Consider the following 26,468-nt stretch of genomic DNA (forward strand, 5'->3'; position numbering starts at 1 on the left):
CACCCACTGTGCAAGCCTCCCGGCTACGTCGTCCGTAAGCAAGTTGCCGCTCTGGGATGCCCCCATGCGCGACCGCCGCTGGCGCCAGCACCCTCACCCAGCAGCACCTCGCGTGACTCGCCGCGGTATCGCTACTCCTCGTGCGCGTTGCGAAGATCTTTCACCAGACCTCGCGGCGAGGTCAACCTACCGCTTGGGCTAACGAGCGTGATCGCCGTAGCAGTGATAGCGAACTACCCTGTCTGTGTCAACGCAGACGACCAGGCCTCATTCATGGGCTCAGCAGGAGCCTCCGGGCGTCCCAGAGCCGGTCCGCGATCTTGCACCGGCGCTGGCCTGTTCGGCCCGAGTGGTTAGGTGTGGGTGCCAGAGGTCTCCGTTGACGAACGCGCGACTCTCCGCTGCCTCCCAGGGGCTGCAGGTTACAAGTCCTAACCGATGCCGGCCCTGGGGGCGGGGGCTTGCGGCGACGTCAGGAACTGCCCGGTCGAAGAGTTCCAGAGCCACTTCGGGGCGGATGTCCAGATCGGCGGCGGTTCCGGCCAGGGCTCGTCGAAGGGATCGTTGCCGTCGCTGAGTTGTCCGCTTATCCGGTTGATGAAGGGTCCCCAGCCGGGAGTGGGCTGCCACGAGCTGTCGCCGATAAGGATCCCGGCTACGGACTGGGGAGTCAACGTGAGGTAGGGCCGCTGCGGGTCGAGGGGGACGCGCCATTCGCGCTCGTGAGTCCAGTCAGACCAGCCTTCGCCGGGATCCGCCTCGAGCCGGACGGCGAAGGGCTTGTCCTGGCGCTGCCGTGTGTCCCATCGTGCCTTACGCATGTAGGACACCGGTTCGCCTCCCTGGTCGTAGACCCACTGACGGGTGAACAGCAGCCCCCACGGCTGCCAACCACGTTTCAGGAGATGAATCAGGTGCGGTAGTGGGCTCTCGGAGAAACAGGCTGTGGGCTGGTCGGCCTCGGCGCCGAACGGTGGGAAGCCCTTCATCTGCCCAGTCGTGAGGATCCGGTCAAGCCGGGCGGCGGCCGAGGCGCTGGCGATGTCCGGCGGCACGTGCGGAGTCTGGCGCGTGTTGGTAGGACGGCCGCACAGGTGCACGAGAAGGTCGGATTGCGCGGGGCCTGCCCAGCCCAGACTGCCTTGGCTCACGACAACCGCCTCGCTTTCCTGCCTGCCGTGCTCCCCAAGTTCCGCAGCAGTTGTCGGCTTCTGGGCTACGAATCGTCGGCCTGAGCTGGAGAAACACATCAGGACAGCATCGGCGGCGTGTCACTAGGCGACGGCGTTTCCGCAGGTCACGCGGGTGAACACGACGGGCGCTACTCCCGCCCAGGAGGGGCCACGCGCGCTACCTGGGTGCCGCGACCATAGCGGCACGCGCGCTGGCCGATCCGACAAGACACACGCCCAGACGGTTATGTCCAGGCTTGCCAGGCGCCTGCCGGCGCCTTTGCGGCCATGACCTGGTGACACGGATACGGGCTCTCACCTGCGGGAACGTGACGTCCTAGTGACACGCCTCGCCGCCTATTCGACGGCTTGTCCGCGCAGGTCAGGGGCGGTTTCCGTGGCGCAGAACGGCCCCGTTCCTGCGGAACCCGGGTGCTCGGGGGGCCCGCCCATCTTACCTCTGACCGGCACGGTCGCAGTGTCAGTATCGGTACCAGGTTCGAGACGCCGCCCGCAGGGTAGCGAGCCTGCCAGGGCGTGGCCGTTTATCAGGTGGGCGACAGCGGTTCCTGCTGGATGAGGGCCAGCCGGATCTGGTGATCGAGGTGCCGGTCGCCGGACAGGTGATCAAAGTGCTGGTGGATGTCGGGCTGGCGCCGCAACGCCGCTGCGACGACGGCGGCGGCCTGCCCTGTCAAGGTTGCCAACCACGAGCCGATCTCCGCTTGGACGTCCCACCTGTCCCGCTGGTCCCAGAAGAAGATGGCGTCCGCACTGTCCTCGAGAAGGTCCCACGCCCCGCTGTCGGCGGCGGCGCGTGCGGCAACGAGGAGCCACCGGATCACCGCGTCGACCTGGCCGTGTTCCAGGGTGACGTGGCCGCCGCTGTTCAGTGCGGTCATGCCTCGGACCACCTCGCCAGCGGCGGCCGGCTCAGCTACTACGCCTTCGCGGATGTGCTCCGGGTCGAGATGGAATAGGACCTCGGTGCAGAGGTCGTAGTCGCCGGGGTGGCGGGCTGCGAGGGTGAACAGATGCCCGAGCGCTGCGGTGTCACTGTCGCGGACTGCCCGCAGCAACTGTTCGCCGCGGTTTGCTGGGATTTCTGGTGGCTCGTCGAGTTCGCGGGCCATGACAGCGAGGAGTTCGTCAACGTCCTTGGGGCGTCGGGACGGGTCAGGGTTGGTGGCTGCCTTGACGACGTTGCGCCAGGGTCCGTCGTCCGGCAGGAGCGGCACGTTGGGCTGGGGGGCGGTGCCGGTGAGGACCCAGCCGATGATCTGCCCGATGGCGTAGATGTCGGTCTGCGGGCTGCTGCCGCCGTGGGCGTCAACGTACTGCTCTGGCGCCGCGAATCCGGGGGTGCCGTATAGAGTGCCGGCTTGGGTGCGCCGTGCGTCGCTAGTCTGGCCGCGCGGGCGACGCCCGAGGCCCCAGTCGGCGACCGTCCACCGTTCATCGAGGCGCAGGATGTTTTCTGGTTTCAGGTCGCGATGGATCCAGTCCTCCTGGTGGGGACGGCGCAGGGCATGGCACACGGCGGTCACCATCGCGCGTAGCCGTTCCGGGTCCTTCAGTTCGTGGACAAGGGTCTCGGCGGTGTCGTCGGCGAGGGGCATGACAAACCAGTCGTTGGCGGGGCCGAAGTCCAACACTGGCATGACGTGCGGGTGCTCGCCGAACAGCCGCGCCGCGTCGAGCTCCCGCCGCATGCGGGCGGTTGCGTCCTTGCTGCTCGACCTGAGCTTCTTGACAGCTACCCGGATCCCAGACGGCCTGTGGGTTGCGGCCGTGACGGTCGCCTGGCCGCCGCGCGCGATCGGTCTTGGGTCCAGGGAGTAGTCCCGCCGATTGCCCCGGGCAGCCTCCCGGACCCTGGCATAGGGGTCGACGACGCTGCTTTCGTTTGCAGTAGCGCCCACAGGGTGCGCCGCTGGGTTCCCAACAGCCGGCGTGACACCGGTAAGCCGGACCACGACCGGGCGCGGGACCCGCACATCGTTGCCGCGGATGTCCGCGAGAACGTAGACGCAGCCGTCTGGCCCCATGGCCAGGCCACGCACGTGGTTGACCGGCAGGGTGGCGATCATTTCGCTCTCGCCTGTGGCGGGATGAGTGCGGTAGATCGTGGCCCGTACCCCGTGCATGTCGGGCGATGCCGTGAGCACGGTTTCCTCGCCCACGACAACCAGGTGAGCCGGGTACGACTGAGGTGAGAGGATCCAGTCAGTGCGCCCGACCGCGCTGGTCCTGGCAAGGTCGATGACCGCGGAGTGTCCGCCGGCTGCCAGGAAGAACCGGCGGCCGGTTAGCTGGCCCGCCGCACGGACGGCCGCGCCGAAACCCACGTCATACCGTTGCTGCTCTCCCAGCGCCCTGCCCAAGAGATTCAAGGCCAGGCTGCCAGCACCAACGCCGTATGTCACGCCGGAACCCGACAAGGCCCAAGTCTCCACGCCGGTTCCGGCCACCAGACTGGCGGGCCCGGGGAAACCACCGGCGACGACCGTCAACCTCTGGTCCTTCCAATGCACGACTGTGCCGCGACACATTGTCAGCACGCCCCCGTCTGCCTCTGCGAGGGCGGAGCCGGCGCAGCCGGCAATCGGCAGCAGCCACCTGCTGGTGCCGCGCTTCGCGTCGACTTCGGCAATTCCGTCCTCGGTCGTGACGAGGAGGCTCTGATCGTGCCGCACGGCCAGCCCCAAGGGCTCCGGCCACCCACCCTCGCCGACGAGGACCAACTGGGCCTCGACGCCAGAGGCCGTCTGCGCCTCCCACGGCGGCGGTGCCGCCACCCGATGCGGCGGGACGAACCCTTCAGCGGGTTCCGCTCGTTCCCGATCAACGAGAAGCTCAGTCAGGGGAGTGTGCGGGCTGCCACCGCCTACGAGCCTCGCCGTGGCCTCTTCGAACAGTTCCGCCGGCGGCAGCAAACCGGAGATCATCGCTTCGAGATGGGCGCGGTCCAGGAGCAGCGCTTGCGAATTCGCGTCGCGCAGAGCCTCGACTGCGCCGCGGGCGAACCCCGACACGGAGAGCATGACGGGCTGCGCGTGAGGCACCGGTTGGGTTGCGCGCCCGAAGGCTCGGACCTGGGATACGGACGCGGCTTTCGAAAACCAGATGACGTCGACCAGATAATCCCGGCCGTCGACCCTAACGCCGATGCCAGGGCCGGACGTGATGAACGCCCGGGCTGTCTTCCGGGGTGCGAGGCCTCCTGAACGCAAGGTATCGAGGACGAGCGTTGTCAGTTGCGTGGCACGCTCGCCGTCGGACAGGCCCCCGTTCATGAGCTGGCCATAGCGAGTGACGAGGCTGTTTCGCGGGTCGCTGGCCTTGTCATCGTCGCGGACTGCCATGCTGGCCCTTTCGCCTATGGTGCCGACCTCGCCGGTAGGTTTTCAGAATGAACTAACCGGCCGCCACCCCCGTCCTTGCTAGCCGGGCGGCCATCTGCCGCCGAAGCCGCACCGGCATGCTGCAACGGTCCGTGGTCGGTAGCCTCGCAGACCAGCACATTATCCTGGCGCCGGAGGTGGACGTGCCCGTGGCCGCCCCCGTACCGCACCGCGTTGGTGACCAGGCTCGTGTACGGCGAGAACAAAGCCGTAGTCGGCGCATTCGGGCATCCGCGCCGCGGATACCTGCACCTCGAGCGCCTGCCGCACCTCGCTGACCGGCTGGCAGGCCGCGGGGCCGGTGGTCGGTGGCCCGCGGCCGAGGCTGCTCCACCTGTGCGTGGCCGTGGCCAGCAGCCGGGCGGCGACCTCGCTGACTGGCTCAGCCTTCCTGGCACATGTCGGCCACGCCACCGGCCGCCCCGGACCTTTGGATATCTCTCACGCTGATGCTCCTGGAACGCAAGCCGGGCTGGTCGGCCTGCCGCGAGGGCTGTGGATGACGGACAATGCCCGATTACATGCGGCCTGTGCTACCTGCTGCGGTCCGGTCGGGTTGAAGATGGCTGGGGTCTGACCCTGCAGTCGTCGGAGAAAGGTCCGAGCTGCAGAGCATGCTCAACACCTGCAGCTCCTGGCCGCGTACCCCCGGCCGGCGGCGGCGTCCTTCTGGACAGCGGGACCGCCGGCGGGGCCTGGTGCCGTCACTGGGGTGGTGACGACGCAGCCTCGCCGGCTTGCTTGCGCCACTGGCCGCCGGCGTCGGCGGCGAGGAGGCGCTTGACCATGGCGAGGGCCTCGGGTTCCGTGTCGAACTCCCACCGCAGCACGCGGCCTGTCTCGCTGTCCCCGGCGCGGGCAATCACCTTCCACCGGATCTCGCGGGTCAGCCAGACGTCCCGGCGGGCCAGGCGGCCCCAAATTCCGTTCCACCAGCGTCCCGCCATTTCCTCCACCCCGGCATCGTACAAGCGTTCGACTGGCTGGTGTCAGGTAAGTCGGTGGTCGAGGGCGGTGTGGCGGCGTCCGGCGCCGATGGTGCGGACGGCGGCGGCGAGGGCGCGGCGGGAGCCGACGAGGACGACGAGTTGTTTGGCGCGGGTGACGGCGGTGTAGAGCAGGTTGCGTTGCAGCATCATCCAGGCGCTGGTGGTCAGGGGGATGACGACGGCGGGGTATTCGGAGCCTTGGGAGCGGTGGATGGTCATGGCGTAGGCGTGGGCGAGTTCGTCGAGTTCGTCGAAGTCGTAGTCGATGCTCTCGTCCTCGTCGGTGCGCACCGTGAGGGCCTGTTCCTCGGTGGAGAGGGCGGTGACGATGCCGAGGGTGCCGTTGAAGACGCCGGCTTGGCCCTTGTCGTAGTTGTTGCGGATCTGGGTGACCTTGTCGCCGATCCGGAACACCCGCCCGCCCATCCGGCGTTCCGGTTGCCCGTCCCGTGCGGGAGTGAGGCGCTGTTGTAGCAGCCCGTTGAGGGCGCCGGCTCCGGCGGGGCCCCGGTGCATGGGGGTGAGGACCTGCACGTCGCGGCGCGGGTCGAGGCCGAATTTGGCGGGGATGCGGGTGCAGGCGACGTCGACGGTCAGCGCGGCGGTGGCGTCGGTGTCCTCGCAGGCGAACAGGAAGAAATCGCTGAGGCCTTGTAGGAGGGGTGGTTTGCCGGCGTTGATGCGGTGGGCGTTGGCGACCACGCCGGACTCGGCGGCTTGGCGGAAGATCTGCGTCAGCCGCACCCGGGGGATGGCCGGGGCGGCGAGGAGGTCGCGGAGGACTTCCCCGGCGCCGACGGAGGGGAGTTGGTCGACGTCGCCGACGAGGAGCAGGTGCGCGCCGGGTGGGACGGCCTTGACGAGCTTGTTGGCCAGGACGAGGTCGAGCATCGACGCCTCGTCGACGACCAGGAGGTCGACGTCGAGAGGGTTGTCCCGGTCGTAGGTGGCCTCGCCGCCGGGGCGCAGCTGCAGCAGCCGGTGCACGGTGGCCGCAGGATGGCCGGTCAGCTCCGACAGGCGCTTCGCGGCGCGCCCCGTTGGGGCGGCGAGGGTGACCTTGGCTTTCTTCGCGGCGGCGAGTTCGACGATCGACCGGACGGTGAAGCTCTTGCCGCACCCGGGCCCGCCGGTCAGCACGGCGACCTTGGAGGTGAGCGCGAGGCGGACCGCCTGCTCCTGCTCCGCAGCCAGGTCAGCGCCGGTGCGGGCCTTCAACCAGGCCAGGGCCTTGTCCCAGTTGACGTCGCTGAAGTGGGGCAGCCGGTCGACGCGGACTCCCAGGAGCCGCTGCAGCGCCCCGGCCAGGGATTGCTCGGCGCGGTGGAACGGCACCAGGTACACCGCCGGCACCGGCTCGCCGTCAGGGCCGGGCAGCGTCTCGCGGACGACGCCCTCCTCGGCGGTGAGGTCGTCGAGGCAGCGGGCGACGAGGTCGCCGGGCACGTTCAGGATCTTGGTGGCATCGGCGACGAGCTGCGGGGCAGGCAGGTAGCAGTGCCCGGAGTCGGTGGCCTCTGACAGGGTGTACTGCAGGCCGGCCTTGACCCGCTGTGGGCTGTCGTGCGGGATGCCGACGGCCTGGGCGATGGTGTCGGCGGTCTTGAAGCCGATGCCCCACACGTCGGCGGCCAGCCGGTACGGCTCGTTGCGCACCACCGAGATCGACGCGTCGGCGTATTTCTTGAAGATCCGCACGGCCAGGGACGTGGACACGCCGACGCCCTGGAGGAAGACCATCACCTCCTTGATGGCCTTCTGCTCTTCCCACGCCGCGGTGATCTTCGCCGTGCGTTTCGGGCCCAGGCCGGGGACCTCGACCAGCCGGGCGGGTTCTTCCTCGATGACCCGAAGGGTGTCGAGGCCGAAGTGGGCGACGATCCGCTCGGCGAACACCGGGCCGATGCCTTTGACCAGGCCGGAGCCGAGGTAGCGCTGGATGCCCTGGATGGTGGCGGGCAGGACGGTGGTGTAGGAGTCGACCTCGAACTGCCGCCCGTACTGCGGGTGCGACGACCATCGTCCCTGGAGGCGCAGACTCTCCCCGGGCTGAGCGCCGAGCAGCGCACCGACCACCGTCAACAGGTCGCTGCTGCGGTCGGTGGCGACCCGGGCGACGGTGTAGCCGGTCTCCTCGTTGACGTAGGTCAACCGCTCCAGCACCGCGTCCAGTACCGCCAGGGGCGGACGGGTGGGAGCGGTCACGGCGACCATCCTGCCGCCTCCAGACGGTGGGCTGCCACCCGGCGTCGACGCGACCGTGCCATGCGGCGGTGGCGGCCAGGGCGGGCAGCTTGCCGGATGGCCGCGGCGGGCCAGGTAGCGCAGTAGGTCGTGGATCTGGTGTTTCTCGGCCTCGGGGACAGAGTTGTCTGCCACCCGCTGTCGAATGATCCTGATGTCGGCCTCGACCTCCTCCGCGCCGCGGTCGCCGCCCCGGCGGGAGGGGTCGGGCAGCGCGAGCGGTCGCTTCGCCGCCGCGATCGGGCAGGTCGAGTGCCGGGCACAGGCCGCTTACCTTGGCCAGCTCGGGATAGTGCTGCCAGTTGCCGGCGAGCCAGCGGAAAGTGGTCGAGCGGCTGACGCCGGTGTGCCGGGCGACGTCGCCGATAGTTCAGCCGCGCTCCTGCCGGGCGTCTTTGACTGCCCGACGAACGAACTGGGCGAAGGCCGCCTGCGGTGTGCTCGCCACTGGGCCCATCCTCAGTCGTGACCCTCCATGAGCCGTCGCATTCCCTCAGGGTAGATCGCACCCACCCCCCGTTGATCAAGTCTGATCAGACGGCCGTGCGCGACGCCCGCCTGCTTGCCGTATGGATCGAGCGGTCGGCGTGCCGGCGGCGCCAAGCGTCACGCTGCGTGAATCTCCGCCGTGTACCGTCCGGTGACATGAGCAGCGGTGACCACGACGCTGGCGAGGACGATCCAGACGGTGGCGGGCAGGCTGCGGTGACGCTGGTGTCGGAGGTGATCACCGCGGCTGCGCTCGCACGCCTGCGCCACGCGGTGACCGCCGCAGCCGGTTCGGCAGGCCTGACCGAGGGCGCGTTGGAGGACTTCGTCTTGGCGGTGCATGAGCTGGTCACCAACGTCGTACGCCACGGCGGCGGCGCCGGTGAACTGCTGCTGCGCCAGGACGGGGAGGTGCTGACGTGCCAAGTCACCGACCGCGGCCCCGGCCTCGACGACGTCGCGATACGCCTTCCCGCGCCAGAGGAGGCCGGCCACCGGGGGCTCTGGCTGGCGCAGCGGCTCAGCGGCGCCCTCGTGATCGACAGCAGCCCCGGCGGGGTGACCGCGTCCGTCACGACGCGCATCACACCGCGACGGCCAACCGCTCAGGGACGGTGACGGTGGAACAGGAAACGACTTGGCAGTGGCGCTGCGACATCGAGCCCGACCGGACGGTCGTGAGGCTGCTCGGCGAGATCGACATGGCCGGAGCCGATCGCCTGCGCGACGTGCTCTGCAAGGCCATCGCCCAGGCCGCCCGCGTCGACGTGGATCTGGCGCAGCTGACCTTCATCGACTCGGCGGTGATCAACACCCTGGTCACCGCCCACAGGCACGCCGCTGACCTCGACGTCCGGTTCACCCTGGTCAACCTCACCGGTCAGGTCCGCCGGGTCCTCGCCGTGACCGGCATCCTGCACACGCTCGGCGAGATGCCCTCGCCGCCTGATCCCTCGGCCTGAACGGTGCAAGCCGCGACGTGCGGGCAGCCGTGGCCGTTTGCCCGCGGCGACGGCTCCGCTGGCGCTCGTGCGGCTCCATGGGGCTGCTGGCGAGCTGTACGCCTTCGGGCTGCTGCGGCCTGTCCGGTTAGCAACCGATAACCACCGCTCCCACCCGGTGGTGCTCATCCCAGCCTGTCAACGCACGTTCCGCGACCCTGTCCTGCAGCCGCTGAGGACTCAGGGCCAGATGGCGGCACGACTCGCACAGCGGAGGTAATGCACCGTCACTGTTGCCCGGCTGGGACGGCTGGCAACGAAGTCCGGTCGGTACGGCTTTCGAGATCGGGAGGCAGTACTTCAGGAGGCTTCCCGTGCTCGCGCACATGAGGAGAGCCTTTACGTAGTGCGGATGCATGTGGCCCATCCCTACAATTCCTGCCCACGGTGTGAGCGTCTCAAGGCGTCCCAGAACAACGAACGCGGTGAACGCCTCTGATACGAGCGCGGCGTCGCACCGCCGGCCCGCTCGGAGATACCCCTCCGCCCCGCCCCAGCAACGCTCGAAGGCCACGCCGCCCGCCCCGTGTCGGAACACCGGCACCGCCTGGAGCGCCGCGATGCCGTCCTCGACGGGCCTCGCGATGACATGCCCGGCACTAGCCTGCAGCCGCCGCTCGCAGGTCCTGCAGCGGCCGGGTGACCAGGTATGGCCACCGGTCGATGGACTGTCCTCTGTAGATATGATCTTAGCTTGCGGTGGTCGTCACCGGAACCGTCGACCCTGCTCGCCGATGCCTTCGGCGGTGGTGCTTGCGTGGATCGACGGGTGCGGTGCTGGATCTGCGGCCGGTGGTGGCCGCTGCCGTGAGCGTGCGGCCGATGCCGCACGTCACGGCAGAGAACGCGCCGGGACTTACCTGTCCCGGGCGGTGCCGCAGGACGCGCTGCGCGACATGACCAAACCCCGCCGGAACGGCGACGAAGTTTCCTGACCGCCGTCAGCGGTGGCGGTTTCCCCTGTAACGGCACTGCGAAGCTCGACGCCTGTGCTTTGTGGAGGTCGGGGTGCGCGGCCTCCGTGGCGGGCGGGACCCCCGACCCCCGGGTCCCGCCCGCTCTGGTCCGAACAACGCACAGTGACGCCCCGCCGGGAGTAGCCATGGCTCAGCCGACACCGCGAACCCCGTCACCGCAGCGGTCGCCCCGCAGTCGCGGCGTCGCCTCGGTTCACCGCCACGGCGGGACTCGCCACCTCCGGCCACCGCCGCGCAGCTGCCGCCCTCCAGTCGGTGGTGGTCCTACAGCGTGTTCGGCGGGATCACCCTTCTGGTGGGGTTCATCGCGATACTGACCGTCGCGCTGAGCCGCTGAAAGGGCGGGCAGGGATCCTTGAGCTCGATCCCGTGCGCAAGCTCGTGCTGATCCTGGTGGCGATCGGCGTCGACCCCTACGCCGACTGTGAGCCTGACCCAGGCGCTTTCCTGGGGCTCGCGGCGTTCACGACACTCGATCGCTTCGACGTTGTTGACGACGTGCTGCTTGGTGGGGCCGCCCCGCTTGATGGCTTCGGGTAGTTCGTGGGTGACGTGAAGGCGATCCTCATGTTTGACTGAGGTCTATGCGACCGGGGGAGGCGCGGTTAGCGATCGATTGCGGCAGCGCTAGCACCGTCGCGGTGGTGGCGTGGCCCGACGGCACCTGGATACCGCTGATGTTCGACGGCGAACCGGCGCTGCCCAGCGCGGTGTTCCTGTGCGATGACGGGAACCTGTTGACGGGACAACGGGCCTGGCAGGCCGCGGTCGCGCAACCAGAACGGTTCATCCCCGCGCCCCGCCGATCCGTCGAACAGCAGATGACGGTCGCCGGCACCGACGTCGAGGCCCTGGGGTTGGTCGCCGCGACTTTGCGGCGCGTCGCCGCCGAGGCGTGGCGGACAGTGGGTTCTCCGGTCGAGGACGTGCGGCTGGTGGTGCCCGCCGGGTGGGGGCCACGGCGGCGCACGTGGATGAGGCACGCCGCCCACCGCGCCGGCCTACCGCAGCCCCGCCTGGTGGAAGCACCAGTGGCCGTGGCAGCGCACCTCCTCGCAACGGGCGTGCAGCTACCGGTCGGGTCGTTCATCGTCGTGTGTGACGTGGGCGGCGGCGCCGAGGCCAGCGTCCTGCGACGTGGGCCGGCCGGATTCGAAGTGCTCGCCACCCTCGCCGACCCCGCCGCCGGCGGCACCGCCATCGACCACGCACTGACCGCTCTGTTGGCAGGCGACGAGGCCGGCCCGACCGTCGACGCGGGCGCCTGGTGGGCGCTGACCGCCAGCGTCCACGCCGCGAAGCATGCCCTCACCGACCACGCCGCCGTCACAGTGCCACTGCCCGCCGGGCCGGCGGCGGTCGTGAACGGGGCCGTGCTGGAGCAGGCGGCACAGCCGGTGCTGCAGCGCACCGCGCAGCTCACCACCGAAGCGATCGCCGCGGCCGAGATGAGCCCGGCCGACATCGCCGGCGTCTACTGCGTCGGAGGGGCCGCCCAGATGCCCCTGACCGAGAAGATCCTCACCGAGCACGCCGGCCTCACCCCGGTGCTGGTCGCCGACCCCGCCCTCGCGGCGGCGCGCGGGGCCGCCGACGCCGGCGCGGCAGGCCCCGCCACCGACGTGCCCGTCGACGCTCCGCCGCCGCTACCGCCGGTGCGGCGGGCCGCGGCAATCGCCGTGCCGGGTTTCGCGTCGTTGGGACTGGTATCGCAGTTCCTGCTGAGCCCGGAGTGGCACGGTGGCCTGCTGCGCCCCTGGGCCGTGCTCAACTGGGGTGAACTGGCCATGGCCGCGGTGTTCGCCGTAATCGCCAGCCTGGGCGCGGGCACGGTCATCGCCTCCGCGATCGCATCCCGCAGCACCACCGAGCCGACCTCACCCGGAGGTCAGGTCGGCACCGGCATCCTGGCCTCGGCGTCACTGGGCGTGGCGGTCGCCGGCATGTACGCGGTCGTCGGCAGCCTGTACATCGGCGCCGACGTCGGCCCGTTCCTCCGCTGGGCGCTGCTGCCGGTAGCCCCGATCGTCGTGGTGGCCGCGGTGATGGCGTTGGTCGCGGCCCGCCAGTGGCGCACACCCCGCGGCGGCTGGTCGGAACTGCTGGCGTTCCCGACGGGTTCGGTGGTGACCGGTGCCGTCGGGATGGCATTGATCCAGTACTCCCTGACGGCCGACCGGTGGCCGGAGCGGGTGTTGTGGATCGACATCGCCGGTCGGGTTGGTGGCCTGCTGCTCGGCGTCGGGGTGGTCATGGCCGTGGTGTCACCACTGGTGCTGCGGATGATCCTGGCCGCCCCTTTGGCGGTCATCACCGCCGCGATCGTGAGCCGGCCCGCTTCGGGGATCCTCGGTGTCATCTACGCCATCGCCGTGGCGCTGTGGTGGATCCGCCAGGTGTGGACGCGCATCGTCCGCCCCGGCCGGCCGCCGGTCCGCGCAACATGACCATCTCCACCGCAGGGCGGCGAGTGTGCGCCGCCAGCAGGGTCGCGACACCGGGCGGAGGTGAGTGAGGTGCGATGGCCGCGACAGGTGGCGTCCCTGCTGTTCCTCGCGCTGCTCGTGGCCGTCCCACCGGTGGTGCTGGTGGAGATCATCGGCTGGCCCCTGGACGACTGGCCAAGCATGCGGCAGGCCCGGCAGTGGGTCGCGCAGCCGCTGACCGAGCAGACCCTGACCGCCGCACTGACGCTCCTGGCCTGGCTGGTCTGGCTGTTCCTGGCCGCCACGGTCACCCTCAGGGTCCTGACACGGATGCGGGCCGGGGCTCGCTGGCTGCGGCGCCTGCCGCTGCCCACACCCCTGCAGGCCACTGCCACCGGCATGGCCGGGGCCGCGGCCTTCGGTGTCGGCACCAACGCCACCACCACGGCGCCGCCGGATCATCCCCTTGCCGTGGCCGCCGGCACACTGGACGACCACGACCACACTGACCCCGCCGACAGCAGCCAACCGGTCGCAGACCGCGCCGGCGACGGGATCGCGGTGTCGGGCGGCTGGTTGCCACGGGAGGTCGCCGAGCAGGTCAGCGCCGCCACGGCGCTGGTGTGGCTACGCCGCCGCCGCGCCTACCGGCTCCGCCCACCAGCCTCTCCGGGCCGGGACGATCCGGACCTGATGCCCCTGCCTGCGACCGTCGCGGTCGTTCAAGCCGCGCTCGCCCCCGACGGCACCCACTCGCCACCATCGGCCGAGCCGACCCCCGCCTTCACCGGCGACGCCTCCGGCGCGCTGCCAGGACCGGTCGCCGGATTCCCGCCTGCCGGCGTCGGTCTCACCGGCCCGGGCGCCCTCGCCGCGGCCAGGGGAGTACTGGTCACCGTCCTACTGGCCGGGGTACGACACCCGTCGGACGCGGCACCGCTCGTCATCACCCACACCGCCCTGACCGCTCTGCTCGGATCCGCCGCCGAGACGGTCCGGCAACGACTGCCAGGCCTTCGCGTGGCGGCCACCGTCGAGGACGCCGTGGCGTTCCTGGAATCCCCAAACGGCGGCGGCCCGACTCACCCCGCCACCCAACCGGGGGAGCGGCACGAGGGCAACACACCCGCCGGTGTCCGCCCGGTCCTGATCGTCGAGGCGCCACCTGCACCCGCTGTCGCCGGCCGGCTCGCTGTCGCCGGCGCCGCCGTCGTCGTAGTCCTGGATGCCTGGCCCGCCGGTGTCACCTGGCAGGTCGACGCGGCAGGCCACACCCTCGACCCGGGCAAGCCGACGCAGGCAGGGCCCCGGCTGTGCGTCCTCGACCCGGTCGCGACAACCGACCTGCTCACCGTGATCGGCCACGCCCACCCACCATCACCCGACACGCGTCCCCACAATTCCTCCGAACGCGCGGTCACGCCATCTCGCCCGCGGGTCCCGCGCCAGGCGACCAGCGACGAGACGACATCCCGCCCACGTGTCACCGCCACGGCGGTGGCCCGGCGGCTGGACCTGCGTGTCCTCGGCGAGCCGACGTTGCTCCTCGACGGTGAGCCGCTGACCATCCGGCGCAGCGCAGCCCTGCAGACCCTCGTCTTGCTCGCCGTCCACCGCGACGGGGCCAGCAGCCGGCAGCTGGTCGAGGCCATCTGGCCGGGCCCGCCCGCCCACACACTCACCGGCCGGCTCTACACCACCCTTAGCGACCTACGTAGCATCGCGCGGTCCGCCTGCGGGCTGAGCGTCATCGACCACACCGACGACCGCTACCGCATCAATCCGACACACCTCGACGCGGACCTGTGGCGGCTGCGGGCCGCAACCCAGTACGCCGCCACGGCCGTCACCGACCACGCCGCCGCCTGGCAAGCGGTCATCGACGCCTACACCGGCGACCTCGCCGCCGGGCACGCCTGGCCCTGGCTCGAGCCGACCCGAGAAGCCACCCGCCGGCACGTCATCGACGCCTACGCGGCCCTGGCCACCGCCGAGTCCGACCCCCGGTGCGCCCTGGCCCTGCTCCAGCGTGGCATCCGCGTCGACCCCTACAACGAAGACCTGCACCGGCGCGCCGTGAAGGCCTTCGCGGCCCTCGGCGACCACACCGCCATCACCGATCTGTGCGACCGCTACACCCGCCGCCTCGCCGCGGCCGGACTCGAACCCGGCGACGACATCCGTGACGCGGTAGCCCACCTGGCTAACGCCGACCCCGTGTCCGGCCGATAGCACCGACCTGAGTGCCTCACCCACTCGCCATGGGAGGCATCGACGCGCGCGTCGACATCAGCGCCTCCTTTGCCAGCGGCCCGTGTCGCGGGCCTATGACCTGCTGGTGTGAGGTCCCGTAAGGCTGTGTGAGGCCCTGTCAGCCCTCACCACATCCTCCAGGACGGCCTGCGGCCATACCGTCGACCCACCGGCCAGGCACCGCAACTCATCGTCGGCCGCCCCTGCGACTCCACGCCTGCCATTCCCCAGCTGGCGCACGGGTCCAGCGAGGCGGCACCCGATCAGGAAGGAGGCAACGATGCGAACCAGAGCAGCTTCTGTGGTCACCACGACGACATCCGTGCTCCTGCTCGCGGCCGTTCCGACCGCGCTCCTGCACCTCGGCGGATGGCCGACGCCAGAACTGCCATTGGGCGCCGCGCTGCGGGACTGGGTCCGACAGCCGCTGACCGCCGGGTTCCTCGCCGGTCTCGCGCAAGCCGGCGCCTGGCTGATCTGGGTGCTGCTCGCCACCGCCGTCCTCGCCCGCATCTACACGCGGGTCACCCGCACGCTGCGGTGGCTACCGACACTGCACCTACCCGGACCGCTGCAGGGACTGACCGCAGCCGTGCTGGGGGCCACCGCGGTCACCGCCACCACGGGCGGCATCCCCGCCCACGCCGCTTCCGCCGGCATCGGCGTCACCTCCGACCAGCAGAACGCGCCGTACCCCACCCCGCCGATGGCCGGTCCCACCCTCGCCGCTCACCTGGCGGCGAGCAGCACGATCCTCACCCCTGTCCCGGGACGCCCTGACAACACCTACACGGTCCAACGCGGGGACACCCTTTCCGAGATCGCCGAGCGGTGCCTCGGCGACGCCCGCCGCTGGCCGGAGATCTTCGCCCTCAACCGTGGCACCCACTTCGCCGACGTCGGTGGGACGTTGCGTAACCCGAACCTGATCTACCCCGGCTGGATCCTGGACCTGCCTGCCGACGCCACCCGAGACGGCCAGCCGCGGCGGCCGGGGCCGCCGCAGCTGCCGCCGCCGGCTTCACCGGACGCCGAGGCATCGCAACCTCCGTCGGACGGGGCCACCCCGATGCCGGCCAGCCCGGCGCCGGCCACCGTCACACCGAATGCCCCCGCGTCGACCACGACGGCCGCACCTTCCAGCAGCGGTGTCCCGGATGCCGCCCCTACCAGTCCCACCGCCACTGGCTGGGCCGACAACCCCGACGCAGATCATGCCCCCACCCGCGACCGGGATGCCCGCGGCGTGTCCCTGCCCAGCGGCAGCTGGGTCGACCTCGGCCTGGCCCTGGCCATCACCGCCGCTGTGGCGCTGGTGTGGGCGCACCGCCAGCGCCGCTACATCCCCCGGCCCCCCTCGACCACCACCCGCACAGCCGATCCGGATCTCGCGCCGATGCCGCCGCTGATCGGCCAGATCCGCCGAGGACTGCGCCGGCTCACCGCCAGCCAGGCCGACGCGCCGACCCGCGACGCCCCCGATGTGATCACCGACGTGGACGTCGACATCGACCGCGAAGACGTTGCCGTGGGCGCCGCCGCCCTCAAGAACTCGGGCGCGGGTGCGGAAGCCGATGCCGGCCGCGGCTCTGACGAGCCGAACCAGGCCGACGACCGCCGCGAAACCACAGCGAGCAGTGAGGTACCGGTCGTGCCGACGCTGGCCAACCCGCTGTCGACGCTGTGGCCGCCCGCCGGACTCGGACTGACCGGTCCCGGTGCGCACGCCGCCGCCCGCGGGTTCCTCGCCACCGCGCTGGCCGCCGGTGGCCTCGACGACCCCGACGCCCGCACCGAGGTGGTGATGCCGTCCGCGACCGCGGCGACGTTGGTCGGTGCCGCAGCGGTCAACCTGCCGCGCACGCCCCGGCTGACCGTCACCGCCGGCCTCGACGAGGCCCTGGAGATCCTCGAAGCGCAGACCATGCACCGTACTCGGCTGGCCGAGCGGCACGAGGTGGACACCGTCGCCGCACTGCGGCACGCCGACCCCTACGAGGAGCCGCAGCCGCCGATCATGCTCCTGGCCGATGTGAACACCCGCCACGAACGCGCCCGCGTCGCCGCCCTGCTGGCGCAGGGCCAACGCCTGGACATCCACGGCGTGCTGCTCGGCGCATGGCCCGACAACACCGTCGTGGTGGCCGACGACGGCGTCACCACCCCTGCCGACGGGGAAAGCCTCCGCCACGGCACGCACCCCGCCGACATCGGCCGGCTCGCCATCCTCAACCGTCGCGAGGCCGCGGACCTCCTGGCCACCCTCGCCGAGTCGCACACCGGCCAACCTCAGACGCCGGCACCGACCGAACCCGCACCGACGCCGCTGCGGCCCGCGACACCCGCCCGGCCGGCCCACGCGTCCACACCGGCAGACGGGCTGGTCGACCCGCCACCTCGCATGGCCTCCGTGGAGGCCAACGCTGAGCCGGACGAGGAGGCTGGCCACGACGAGAGCGGTGACACCGACAACGAGCGGACCCTCGCGGGTGCCACCGGCAGCATCAGCGACGCCCCGGGGGTTCCCGCCGAGCTGACCGCCGCGGCCGGCGAGGCCGGCCACCCCCGCCCACCCGACGACGCGGCCGCGGCCATCGACGGCCCCTCCGCCCGCGGTGTCGGCTCGCGGTCACGAGGCGCAGGTGACCGCGACGTCGATCCCGAGCCGGCGCCGCAGCCCGGACGGGTCGGGGTGAGCGTGCTCGGGGAACCCGGCATCATCGACGGCGACCCGCAGCGCAACTTGCGCGCGAAGTCCCTCGAACTGCTGGTGTATCTGGCGGTCCGCGACGGCAGCGCGTCTACGGAGGCGATCCTGGACGACTTGCTTCCCGACGCGCCCGCCAGCAAAGCCGTGCACCGGCTGCACACCTATGTCTCGGACCTGCGCAGCGTCCTGCGGCACAACGGCGGCCCCGGCAGCTACCTCACCCACCCCCACCGCCGATACCAACTCAACCCCGACCGCTTCGACATCGACCTGTGGCGGATGCGCCGCGCGATCCGCGCCGCCGACACCGCCACCTCCAAACCTGGACGGGTCGCGGCGCTGCGCCGCGCCGTCGACGCGTACCGCCAGCCACTGGCTGAGGGCTGCGAGTACGAATGGCTCGAGCCCTACCGGGAGGCCGTGCGCCAGGAGGCTCTCGACGCCGCCGTGGCCCTCACCGAGGAGCTCGCCGGCCAACCCTCCGACCAACTCACCGTCCTCGACGCCGCGATCGGCCACCACCCCTACGCCGAAGCGCTGTACCAGGCAGCGATGCGCGCCCGCGCCCAACTCGACGACCTCGACGCCGTGCGCGCTCTGCGCCGGACGTTGACCCGCCGGCTCGCCGAGATCGACGCCGAACCCAGCGACAACACCCACGCATTAGCCGACCAACTCGCCGCCAACCTGCGCCGATCAGCACGCGACTCGCGCACACGCCGCCCATCCGAGACGGACGGAGCGCCCAGATGAGCGCCACGCCGGGCACCCCGCCGCCGGGCGGCGCCACCGCCGCGAGCACCACAGCGTCCGCTGACACCGGAGCGCATCTGCGTCGGCTGCGGTGGGCCGTACGCGCCACGCTCACCCTCGGCGTCGCCGCCTCGGTGGCAGCGAGTCGGGTAGCCCCGGTGCGTTGCCGCACCGGGGCCCCCCTCAGGACCGTGCATGCACGTTTCCGCGCACACGGCCCAAGCAAGCCACGAGGGCGTTGCGGATTCTGCTGTCACATCGCGGGGCTCACTGCCGCCCGGACGGGGTTCTTCATCCGTGCGCAGCTCGCGTGAACCAGGTGTGTCCGTCTGTCACGGGGCGTGCCGGGCTTGTCCTGGTGAACGAGATAGTCCACCGTGATCGCCTTCTTCACGACCCAGAGGAACCACCACTCCCAGCCCTGCGGGGTCTGGGGTGGGTCCTCCAAGGTCAGCAGGTTCTCTCCGCATAGCCCGCAGCGTCCGTCCTGCTTGGTGAGCAGGCGCTCGTTGTAGGCGTCCAGAGGGAGTTTCACCTTCCGGCGACGCTGTGCCCAGTACGCGGTCAGCTCGGGGTCGTCCGGAGACGCCCATCCCTTGACCAGCGTATGCCGCGTGATCGGCGTCCAGGACGGCTTGGGCAGGTGCAGGCCGGTTTCCCGGTCTCCGAACACCCACCGGTCGTTCCTGAACTTGTTGAACCGTCCGTAGTACCGGTCGACAATCCAGTGCTTCGGCTTGGTCGGGTGAGTCCAGCACGCCCACTTGTAGGTGAGCCTCCACAGGTACGCCGTCAAGGTGTTGAACACCTTCGACGACACCACCGTCCGGTAGTAGGCGACCCACCCGCGAACGATCGGAACGATCTTCGCGATGACCGCTTGGACGTTGGCACCCCGCAGAGACCGGAACTCCCTGGCCAGCCGTAGACGGAACTCCTTGACGGCCTTGGCGCTCGGCTTGATCAGCGTCTTGCCGTTCGGATAGCGGCGGATCGTGAAGCTGAGAAAGTCGAACCCCTCGTCAAGCCGCACGATCCTGGTCTTGGCCTCGTTGAAGGTCAGGCCCCGAGGCCGCAGCCATTCGGCAAGCCGTGCCTTGACCTGCTCGGCCTGCTGCCTGGTGTGACAGCACACCACCAGATCGTCGGCGTACCTCACCAGCGCCGGACAGGTGCCCACCAGTTCCCCGTAGTGTTTACCGGGTCGCATGTATCGGCGGACACCAGCGGCCTCCTCCAGCCCATGCAGGGCGATGTTCAACAGCAGGGGCGAGATCACCCCACCCTGCGGCGTTCCCGCCATCGTCGGCGAGAACCCCTTTCCAGGCTCGACCAGCCCCGCCCGCAGCCACCCGGCGATCATCCTCCTCGCGGGGAAGTCGCCGAGCACCGCGAGCAGACGCTCATGGTCGATGTTGTCGAACGCGCCCGCCAGATCAGCGTCGAGAATCCACACCCGCTTGGCCCCGCCGCGCAGGGTGACGTGAAGGAACTCGATCGCGTCATGGCAGCCCCGACCCGGCCGAAACCCGTACGACCGGGGTTCGAACCGGGCTTCCCACTCGGGCTCCAGCGCGTTGCGGACCCGCGCCTGATGGCACCGGTCCATGATCACCGGAATCCCGAGCGGACGTTTCTTGGACTTGTCACTGGCTTTCGGTATGTACACCCGCCGGACCGGGGACGGCGTCCACGAGCCTCGGCTGGCGTGCACCTGCACCGCCACCTCGGCTCGGGCCGCGCTGGTCAACGCCACCTGCCCGTCGATTCCCGCGGTCCTGCGGCCCGTGTTGCGCTGCGTCACCTGCCGCACGCTGACCAGCGTGTTCGACCAGCTCCGCAGCATCAGCTTCTGCAAGCTCCTGACCTCAGCCAGGCGCCCTTGCCGCACCGCCGTGAAGATCCTGCGCCGCAGCCGCCGTACCCGCTCCTCATGAGTCCGCCAGTCCACCCGTTCCCAGGCGTCACCGTCGAACCCGAGACGCGAGTCCTCAGGTCCGTTCACCGAAGTGTCTAACTTGTCCTGTGGTTCCGGCACTTCCATCCGCTTCGCTTCACAGATTCACCTGCCCACGTCAGCGCCCTCACGGGCTCCGGGCACCACGGCCCGGTATCCGGCCGGTTATCCAGCACCCACCCGAGGGGGAGTCCCCGGTGTTGCGGATTGCTGGTTTCCCGCTGCCTTTCGGCCGCCGGCATTCGCTTCTTGGGCACCCCTACCCGCCCGGGGACTTCCGCCCTCCTTACGGTCGGCCTACCGCCACGGACACGCCTACCTGCGCACCCGCAGCGGACCCGTAACGGGGTTTCCACGTTCCGCACGCGTGAGATACGGACCGGTAGGGCGCTCTCTTTACCCCGGGGGCAACGGTGCTCCACTGGTCGTCGTACGTTCCGCGACCGCCGCCTGCCGCCTCACAACGGCCGGCCCCTACCACCCCGGTACCGCTACCCAACCCGGGATGTCGTGCTGACGAGGCATCATCAAGAGTTCCCTGTTAGTCGCCCCTCCGGCCCTTCCCCTCGCCTGTAGCCGCCATGGTTGGAACGACAGCCCTTGGACTTTCCCGTGAGCTTCACACCCGACCGGTCAAGAACCGGCCACGCATGTCACGGTGGGGACAGGTCGAGCACTGACCTGTAGCTACGTCATCGGCATCAGCCGACCTCCTCAACGCACTCACTCACCGCGTGCGACCTCGTGTCGCACACGTCCTGCACGCCCGACCGAACCCGATCAGCCAGATCATCGCGGCGTGGCCGCCACTGGCGCTGCTGCTCACCGTCGAGCTGATCTCCCGCGTCCCGCACCACCGCCGCTCCCTGGGCGCGATCCGGATCGTCGCGACCGCCATCATTGCCGGCATCGCGACATGGGTGAGTTACTGGCATCTCGTCGGCGTCGCCGTGCGGTACGGGGAGACCGAGGCCGCCGCCGCGTACCTGCTACCCGTCTCCGTCGACGGACTCGTCATCGTCGCCAGCGTCAGCCTTGTCGAGATCACCGCACGGATCCGCGCGGCCACACCCGAACACGGCCCCCCGTCGATCGCCCGGCCCAAGCCCGTACCGTCCGTGCCCCCTGCGGTCACGCCAGCACCGCCCTCGACAACAACTCCCACACTCGCCACCGCCGCGCACCGTCCGGACGCGGACACTCTTCCGGCTGCCGCGACACCAGCCGCCGCCCGTACGGCCGAACCGGTGACAGGACCCGATCTTGCTTCCGCTGATGAGACAGTGGCGGGTCCCGCGGCTGACGCAGGCGAGCACCGGCGGGCCGAGTCAGCCGTGCCCTCCGGTCCCGCGCATGCTGCTGATCCGCCGTCCGCGACGAGGGGCATCGAAGGCCCACCTGCCGAGCGGACACCGCCACCGGAATCCGATGCACGCCACGAGGAGCACAGCCCGCGGGCACCTGCTGCCAGCGGTGACGTCCCCGCGTTCGTCCCGGCTGACGATCGCCCACCGCGCACGCTGGTGAGCAACGGCGTGCCGAACGACGAGGCGACGGAAGGCCACGTGCCCTCGACAACCGCTGCCGCTGTGGCCTACTGGTACCGGCGGGATCCCGATCTGCATCCGGCGGAGATCGCCGCGCGAATCGGCCGATCCGAACGCACCGTACGCCGGCATTGGCCGCCGCCCACAGACACCGCCACGCCTCCCGTCAACGGCCCGCACGCTCGCCACGTCGCTGACGGCCTGCGCCGCTGACGCCCGTTCCGGCAACCGGTCGGCCCTCCAACGCAAAAAAGATCGACTTCATGCTCTGGTCGGCAAGTCTCGCGGCCACTCCGGCCATATTTCCGCTTACTTCTGACCACCCGTACGGCCGCTAGTTCTTGCTCCAGCGTTGTTCTAGATTGCAGTCCTCATGCCTGCCTCGAGAGGTGAGAAGGCATCGACATTCAGAGGAATCGAAATGGCGCAGCCTTCCACCCCGCCCGTACCGCCGCCGCCCAACCAACCGCCGTCCGGTGACCAACCCGTCGAGGCCCCGGCTGCGGCTGTGCCCACCGCAGCACGACCAGTCCGTGAATGGACCGTGTTGGGAGCCGGTATTGCGGCCGTCATCGGCTCATTCATGCCGTGGGGCAAAGTGAGCGCACCAATTCTTGGCACGGTCACTGTGTCGGGTGTCGACGGATCGGACGGTTGGATCACGGCGGGTCTCGGCCTGGTGCTGGTCGTCTACGCCGGCATGAGCCTGCGCGGCCAGCGCACGCCCATGGCCGTGCCCGTCCTTGCCGTTCTCGCTGCTCTCGGGCTGCTTGGTGTAGGCGTATGGAAGATTGTTGACCTGCAGGCGACTGAGGTGATCTCAACAAGGGTCGCGGCGCCGATCGGGGCGACACGGGCATTGCATCCATAGCGGACAGTATTGGATATGGGCGTGGAGCCATCGGTAGACAGGTCTTTGCGACAAGATCAGTCTCCGAGAGGGCTCCACGTGATCACGTATTCTGCCAGGCTCGACGTCCCCAGGGAACTCGTGCGGCACGTCGCGTCGCTGCTACGCGCTCAACGCCGGGCGGTGGGCACCCGTCCCGGAACCCGCGCCTTGACCTGCTTCTACCAGGCGTTGCTGGTCCTGGTGTGGTTCCGCAAGGGCGAGGACAAGGCCACCCTCGGCGCCGGGTTCGGCGTGTCGCGCGCCACCGCCTACCGGTACGTCGCCGAAGCGGTGCGTGTCCTGGCGGTGCAGACCCCCACCCTGCACGACGCCCTGGCGCGGGTCGCCGCCGACGGCTGGTCTCACGTGATCCTCGATGGCAAGCTGTTCGACACCGACCGCCTCGCCGAGACCACCACCAGCGTCAAAGGCGACACGATCGACGCCTGGTACTCCGGGAAACACCGCGACTTCGGCGCGAACATCCAAGCCGTGATGCGCCCCGACGGGCTACCAATCTGGACCTCGGACGCGATGCCCGGGCACCTGCACGACCTGACCTGCGCCCAACGCCTGGATGTCACCGGCGCCCTCTACTGGGCCGCTTCGCAGCTGGACCTGCCCACCCTGGCGGACTCCGGCTACGAAGGCGCTGGCCAGGGTATTCACACCCCCTACAAGCAACCCGCCGACGGCCGCCGCCTCGCCGTCGACAACCGCACCCACAACAGCCTGCTTCGATCGCTGCGCTGCCAAGGAGAACGCGGCTTCGCGATCCTCACCGGACGCTGGCGCACCCTGCGCCACAGCACCGTAAGCCCCCGCAGAATGGGCGCGATCGTCCGCGCCGCACTCCATCTCACGCACTTCGAGTACCGCTACCTACCCGAATCTTGTTGAGATCACTTCACTGAGGCGGATATGCGAGCGAAAATGTCCGGGGAGGACGATGTCCTGGGCATCGGAAAGGCGATGAGCGCAGCTGTACAGGTGAGCGTCGGGTCCGGGCTCTGGTTGCTGACCTTCGCTGGGTTGGCGGGCTCCGTCACCATGGTTCTCATCATGGTCAGCCGTTATCGCGGCCGCGACAGCAGCTGATGTCGCTGGCGCCGAGAACGAGTTTGGGAGCAGTGCCTCGTCAGCTCGCCTGACCGAAACGGCCCGGGCCGGAGCATTCGCTCCGGCCCGGGCCGTTTGCTGTGGTAGAGGTCGCGGCTGCCTGGGCTCCGCTGCCGGAGTTCCACTCCGGCCACGACACGGGCCGCTGCATAGGCGAGGACGTCCGGCCGGCGCTCCAGCGAACCGATCGCGGCCTGGTAGGCGCTCACCAGGTTCGCGGGTGCGGTCGTACGCGCGTAACGGAGCGACCCAGGGGTTCGAGAAACGCCCGCAGATACTGCGGGGCGAACCCGCTGTGGAAGATGTAGGTCATCCGGCGGAGGTCGACGGCCGAGAGCATCCCGGTGCGGAAACTCATGACCCCTCTTGAAGGCTGCGGGGGCCGGCGACGGCGGTGTCGCCGGTGTCAGGAAGGCCGGGATCGCCGAGGGCGCGCCAGTTCAGGCGGCCCGCGGCGACGGGAGCGGCCGGTGATGTGGCGGCTGTGGCGCGGGCAGGCGGCTTGGCGTCGTACTCGGCCGGGTGGGTGGGAACCAGCCGGCGAACCGTGCGGCTGCGGCGGTGACCGGTGCGATGACCTGCGCTCGGCCCCGGGCGAGGAGGGTGGGTCTGGTCGCTGCCTGGCAGGCGTGTTGGGCATCGAGCGCCGGCGGGCATGGGTACGCCTCGCGGGTGCAGCGCAGGTTGACGCAGCGGCCGGGCCGGTCGGGGTCGGGTAGGTGGGCGGCGGCGACGTCGGCGGCGAGGAGCCACAGCAGGACGTCGGTGACGGTGCGGGGTACGGCGCGGCGGTGCGGCTGCGACATCAGGCGACTGCCCTTCGTAGCGAGGTCGGCTCGGGTGGTCGCCACCTCGGCCGTCGGACGGTGTCCGCCGTCGGGTTCGCCGGGGTGGCGACCGCGATGAGTGACGCTCGACTTTGCGGATAGATCAAGTCGTCGCGGCCACGTCCTGGCGGGGCTCAGGCGGTCGCGTGGCTGTGACTGGGCGCCGTGGTTGGCCCTTGGGCAAGCTGGTTAGCACGGGGTGACCGATTGCTCATTCGTGTCAAGCAAGCCAAACCCTGCGGACTGCGGATCTACCAATTAGCGTGATCTTGCGGAGTCCGGACTTACCTTTGGGGGCATTGGCGGACGGCCACCAGGTCGGTGAGGCGGTGCAGCGCCGGCGCCGGGCTCGTGTGCATGGCAGGGCCCGACCCTCAGGTGTGGGTAGTGCTCCGGCCCTCGTGTACCAGTGGCTCGTCGGCGTCAAGGTCACCGCCGATGGCTTCGTAGCCGTCCTGCCCGTCCCACTCGATCTGGGTGGGGAGATCGGCCAGCGCGGCTTCGATGGTGTTCTCCGCGGTGGTGAAGGCGTCCTCGCGGGTGGTGGCGGTGACGTCGATGAGCAGGGGAAGGCTGAGGCGGACCTGCCAGCGGCGGGGCAGCAGCGGCAGATCGAGGACGTCCAGCAGCGTGTTCGCGACGCCGATGCTCAGCTGCTCCTGGCAGACGGCGTCCGCGAGCGCTTCACGGACCTGCCGATGGAACAGCTCCAGCGCCTCAGGGCGCCGGGCGGTGCCCGGCGTGAGCGGGGTGCTGGTGTGGGTGGGCCGCAGGTGGGACAGGACCTGTGTGGTGGTGTGGGTGAGCCAGCCCAGCGGCGCCGACTGGCCGGGGTGGAAGGCCTCCCAGATGGTGCGCAGGACGGCTTCGAGTGCCGGCTGGCTGGGTGGGTTTTCCGCGCTGGTCATCGGTGACGGTCTCCTCGTCGGGTGTCAGTGGGGTGGACGTGCGGGCGCCCGCAGCCGGGATGGGCGCGGGGCGTGGAAGTTGCCGGCGGCCAGGTCAGTGCCGGCAGAGCGTCGGTTCGTGCCGACGGGTGTCGGTGCCGCTGTGGTCAGTGTGCCGGCGGGGCTGGGTCGTCGTGCCGGTCAGCCGGCGGGGAGCCGTCGTCGGGGCGGGCGATCAGGCCGGTGCCTAGCTGGGCGAGGGCGTCGCACTCGTGGCGTAGGCGGGCTGTGGCCCTGTCCCGCTGGGCGAAGGCGCAGGTGACGGTGTCGGCGACGCGGTCGAGCCGCTGCCGCAGGGACAGGACCTTGTCGGCGTCCCCGCCACCGTGAACGTCGGCGAGCAGGTTCGCGGCGGCGGTCAGCACGGCGATCTGCGCGTCGGCGGCAGCGATGGTGCCGACGGCCGAGATCAGCGCGCACACTGCGTCGGGATGCTGCGCGCAGGTCTGGTCCAGCTCGTCGGCGTCGAGGGCATAACCCTCGCCGCGGGTGAGTCGTCGCAGGACGTCAAGGTGGTCAGACACAGGTTTCCTCCGAAAGTGGGGGCTTCACACGTGGTGCCGGGCGCGGTTCAGGGCGTGGTGGGGAAGCCTTGGTCGGGCCAGCCGTCGAGCACGGATGGCGGGAGCCCTTCGCGTAGCGCCCGGTCGATGAGCTGGGCGAGGGAGTAGGTGGGGTTGGCCGCCAGGGCCCGGTCGACGGCGACGGAGGCCAGGGCTCCGGCGCCGCTGCGCCAGGCGGCGAAGGCGAGCAGGCTGGCG

19 protein-coding genes and 1 pseudogene are annotated in these 26,468 nt (G+C 70.4%); 10 read left to right on the forward strand and 10 right to left on the reverse strand.

Going from position 1 to position 26,468, the window contains the following annotated elements:
* Positions 1-431: 431 nt before the first annotated feature.
* From DKT69_RS14060 to DKT69_RS39750, 5 genes and pseudogenes are all read right to left on the reverse strand, one after another.
* Complete coding sequence (locus DKT69_RS14060) at positions 432-1,055, reverse strand: hypothetical protein (RefSeq protein WP_109802014.1); 624 nt, start codon at positions 1,053-1,055, stop codon at positions 432-434.
* A gap of 665 nt (positions 1,056-1,720) precedes the next feature.
* Positions 1,721-4,537: a serine/threonine-protein kinase gene (locus DKT69_RS14065; RefSeq protein ID WP_109802015.1), complete on the reverse strand. Its 2,817-nt coding sequence runs from the start codon at positions 4,535-4,537 to the stop codon at positions 1,721-1,723.
* Between the two features lie 743 nt (positions 4,538-5,280).
* Complete coding sequence (locus DKT69_RS14070; protein ID WP_236647911.1) at positions 5,281-5,523, reverse strand: hypothetical protein; 243 nt, start codon at positions 5,521-5,523, stop codon at positions 5,281-5,283.
* 42 nt (positions 5,524-5,565) lie between these two features.
* A complete protein-coding gene (gene recD2, locus DKT69_RS14075; protein WP_109802028.1) occupies positions 5,566-7,779 on the reverse strand; it encodes an SF1B family DNA helicase RecD2 in 2,214 nt (737 codons plus the stop codon).
* Positions 7,780-7,872: 93 nt separating this feature from the next.
* Positions 7,873-8,176, reverse strand: a pseudogene (locus tag DKT69_RS39750) (XRE family transcriptional regulator); the annotation flags it as partial.
* A 278-nt stretch (positions 8,177-8,454) separates the two neighbouring features.
* On the opposite strand from DKT69_RS39750, the gene DKT69_RS14085 reads away from it, so the two are divergent.
* From DKT69_RS14085 to DKT69_RS14105, 6 genes are all read left to right on the forward strand, one after another.
* Positions 8,455-8,916 carry an ATP-binding protein gene (locus tag DKT69_RS14085; RefSeq protein ID WP_109802016.1) on the forward strand — a complete coding sequence of 154 codons (462 nt, stop codon included), beginning with the start codon at positions 8,455-8,457 and terminating at the stop codon, positions 8,914-8,916.
* A 2-nt stretch (positions 8,917-8,918) separates the two neighbouring features.
* Positions 8,919-9,260, forward strand: a complete 342-nt coding sequence (locus DKT69_RS14090) for an STAS domain-containing protein (RefSeq protein WP_109802017.1) — start codon at positions 8,919-8,921, stop codon at positions 9,258-9,260.
* A 1,385-nt stretch (positions 9,261-10,645) separates the two neighbouring features.
* The gene (locus tag DKT69_RS38300; RefSeq protein WP_161557835.1) at positions 10,646-10,816 is read left to right on the forward strand and encodes a hypothetical protein; all 171 of its coding nucleotides are present in this window, start codon (positions 10,646-10,648) and stop codon (positions 10,814-10,816) included.
* Between the two features lie 104 nt (positions 10,817-10,920).
* Positions 10,921-12,723, forward strand: a complete 1,803-nt coding sequence (locus DKT69_RS14095) for an Hsp70 family protein (protein WP_236647892.1) — start codon at positions 10,921-10,923, stop codon at positions 12,721-12,723.
* Between the two features lie 69 nt (positions 12,724-12,792).
* Entirely contained in the window at positions 12,793-14,934 is a 2,142-nt protein-coding gene (locus DKT69_RS14100) for an AfsR/SARP family transcriptional regulator (RefSeq protein WP_236647900.1), read from the forward strand.
* Positions 14,935-15,235: 301 nt separating this feature from the next.
* Positions 15,236-18,418, forward strand: coding sequence for a LysM peptidoglycan-binding domain-containing protein (locus tag DKT69_RS14105; protein WP_236647910.1), 3,183 nt, complete (start codon positions 15,236-15,238; stop codon positions 18,416-18,418).
* 253 nt (positions 18,419-18,671) lie between these two features.
* On the opposite strand, the gene ltrA is transcribed toward DKT69_RS14105, so the two are convergent.
* Complete coding sequence (ltrA, locus tag DKT69_RS14110; protein ID WP_109802020.1) at positions 18,672-20,462, reverse strand: group II intron reverse transcriptase/maturase; 1,791 nt, start codon at positions 20,460-20,462, stop codon at positions 18,672-18,674.
* A 647-nt stretch (positions 20,463-21,109) separates the two neighbouring features.
* Here ltrA and DKT69_RS14115 point away from each other — a divergent pair.
* The 4 genes from DKT69_RS14115 to DKT69_RS38305 all read left to right on the forward strand — a co-directional run bounded on the left by DKT69_RS14115 (position 21,110) and on the right by DKT69_RS38305 (position 23,912).
* Complete coding sequence (locus tag DKT69_RS14115; protein ID WP_109802021.1) at positions 21,110-22,135, forward strand: DUF2637 domain-containing protein; 1,026 nt, start codon at positions 21,110-21,112, stop codon at positions 22,133-22,135.
* A gap of 208 nt (positions 22,136-22,343) precedes the next feature.
* Entirely contained in the window at positions 22,344-22,793 is a 450-nt protein-coding gene (locus DKT69_RS14120; RefSeq protein ID WP_146231077.1) for a hypothetical protein, read from the forward strand.
* Positions 22,794-22,871: 78 nt separating this feature from the next.
* Entirely contained in the window at positions 22,872-23,714 is an 843-nt protein-coding gene (locus DKT69_RS14125) for a transposase family protein (protein ID WP_109802023.1), read from the forward strand.
* Between the two features lie 33 nt (positions 23,715-23,747).
* On the forward strand, positions 23,748-23,912 hold the full coding sequence (locus DKT69_RS38305; RefSeq protein WP_161557836.1) for a hypothetical protein: 165 nt from the start codon (positions 23,748-23,750) through the stop codon (positions 23,910-23,912).
* 461 nt (positions 23,913-24,373) lie between these two features.
* On the opposite strand, the gene DKT69_RS14130 is transcribed toward DKT69_RS38305, so the two are convergent.
* The 4 genes from DKT69_RS14130 to DKT69_RS14140 form a co-directional block, all read right to left on the reverse strand.
* Positions 24,374-24,739: a hypothetical protein gene (locus DKT69_RS14130; RefSeq protein ID WP_109802024.1), complete on the reverse strand. Its 366-nt coding sequence runs from the start codon at positions 24,737-24,739 to the stop codon at positions 24,374-24,376.
* 395 nt (positions 24,740-25,134) lie between these two features.
* The gene (locus DKT69_RS14135) at positions 25,135-25,668 is read right to left on the reverse strand and encodes a hypothetical protein (RefSeq protein WP_109802025.1); all 534 of its coding nucleotides are present in this window, start codon (positions 25,666-25,668) and stop codon (positions 25,135-25,137) included.
* Between the two features lie 146 nt (positions 25,669-25,814).
* Complete coding sequence (locus tag DKT69_RS38310) at positions 25,815-26,231, reverse strand: hypothetical protein (protein ID WP_161557837.1); 417 nt, start codon at positions 26,229-26,231, stop codon at positions 25,815-25,817.
* Between the two features lie 47 nt (positions 26,232-26,278).
* The coding region (locus tag DKT69_RS14140; protein WP_146231078.1) for a DUF4192 family protein at positions 26,279-26,468 on the reverse strand (190 nt) is incomplete at its 5' end.

This window comes from Micromonospora sicca, from assembly GCF_003172935.1.
In the GTDB taxonomy this organism is placed as follows: domain Bacteria; phylum Actinomycetota; class Actinomycetes; order Mycobacteriales; family Micromonosporaceae; genus Micromonospora; species Micromonospora sicca.

Coding starts and splice junctions, on each gene's coding strand:
- DKT69_RS14120 (WP_146231077.1), top strand. CDS start 22,344: ATGGCGCAGCCTTCCACCCCGCCCGTACCGCCGCCGCCCAACCAACCG.
- DKT69_RS14105 (WP_236647910.1), top strand. CDS start 15,236: ATGCGAACCAGAGCAGCTTCTGTGGTCACCACGACGACATCCGTGCTC.
- DKT69_RS14135 (WP_109802025.1), bottom strand. CDS start 25,668: ATGACCAGCGCGGAAAACCCACCCAGCCAGCCGGCACTCGAAGCCGTC.
- ltrA (WP_109802020.1), bottom strand. CDS start 20,462: ATGGAAGTGCCGGAACCACAGGACAAGTTAGACACTTCGGTGAACGGA.
- DKT69_RS14085 (WP_109802016.1), top strand. CDS start 8,455: ATGAGCAGCGGTGACCACGACGCTGGCGAGGACGATCCAGACGGTGGC.
- DKT69_RS14065 (WP_109802015.1), bottom strand. CDS start 4,537: ATGGCAGTCCGCGACGATGACAAGGCCAGCGACCCGCGAAACAGCCTC.
- DKT69_RS14070 (WP_236647911.1), bottom strand. CDS start 5,523: ATGGCGGGACGCTGGTGGAACGGAATTTGGGGCCGCCTGGCCCGCCGG.
- DKT69_RS14130 (WP_109802024.1), bottom strand. CDS start 24,739: ATGTCGCAGCCGCACCGCCGCGCCGTACCCCGCACCGTCACCGACGTC.
- recD2 (WP_109802028.1), bottom strand. CDS start 7,779: ATGGTCGCCGTGACCGCTCCCACCCGTCCGCCCCTGGCGGTACTGGAC.
- DKT69_RS38305 (WP_161557836.1), top strand. CDS start 23,748: ATGTCCGGGGAGGACGATGTCCTGGGCATCGGAAAGGCGATGAGCGCA.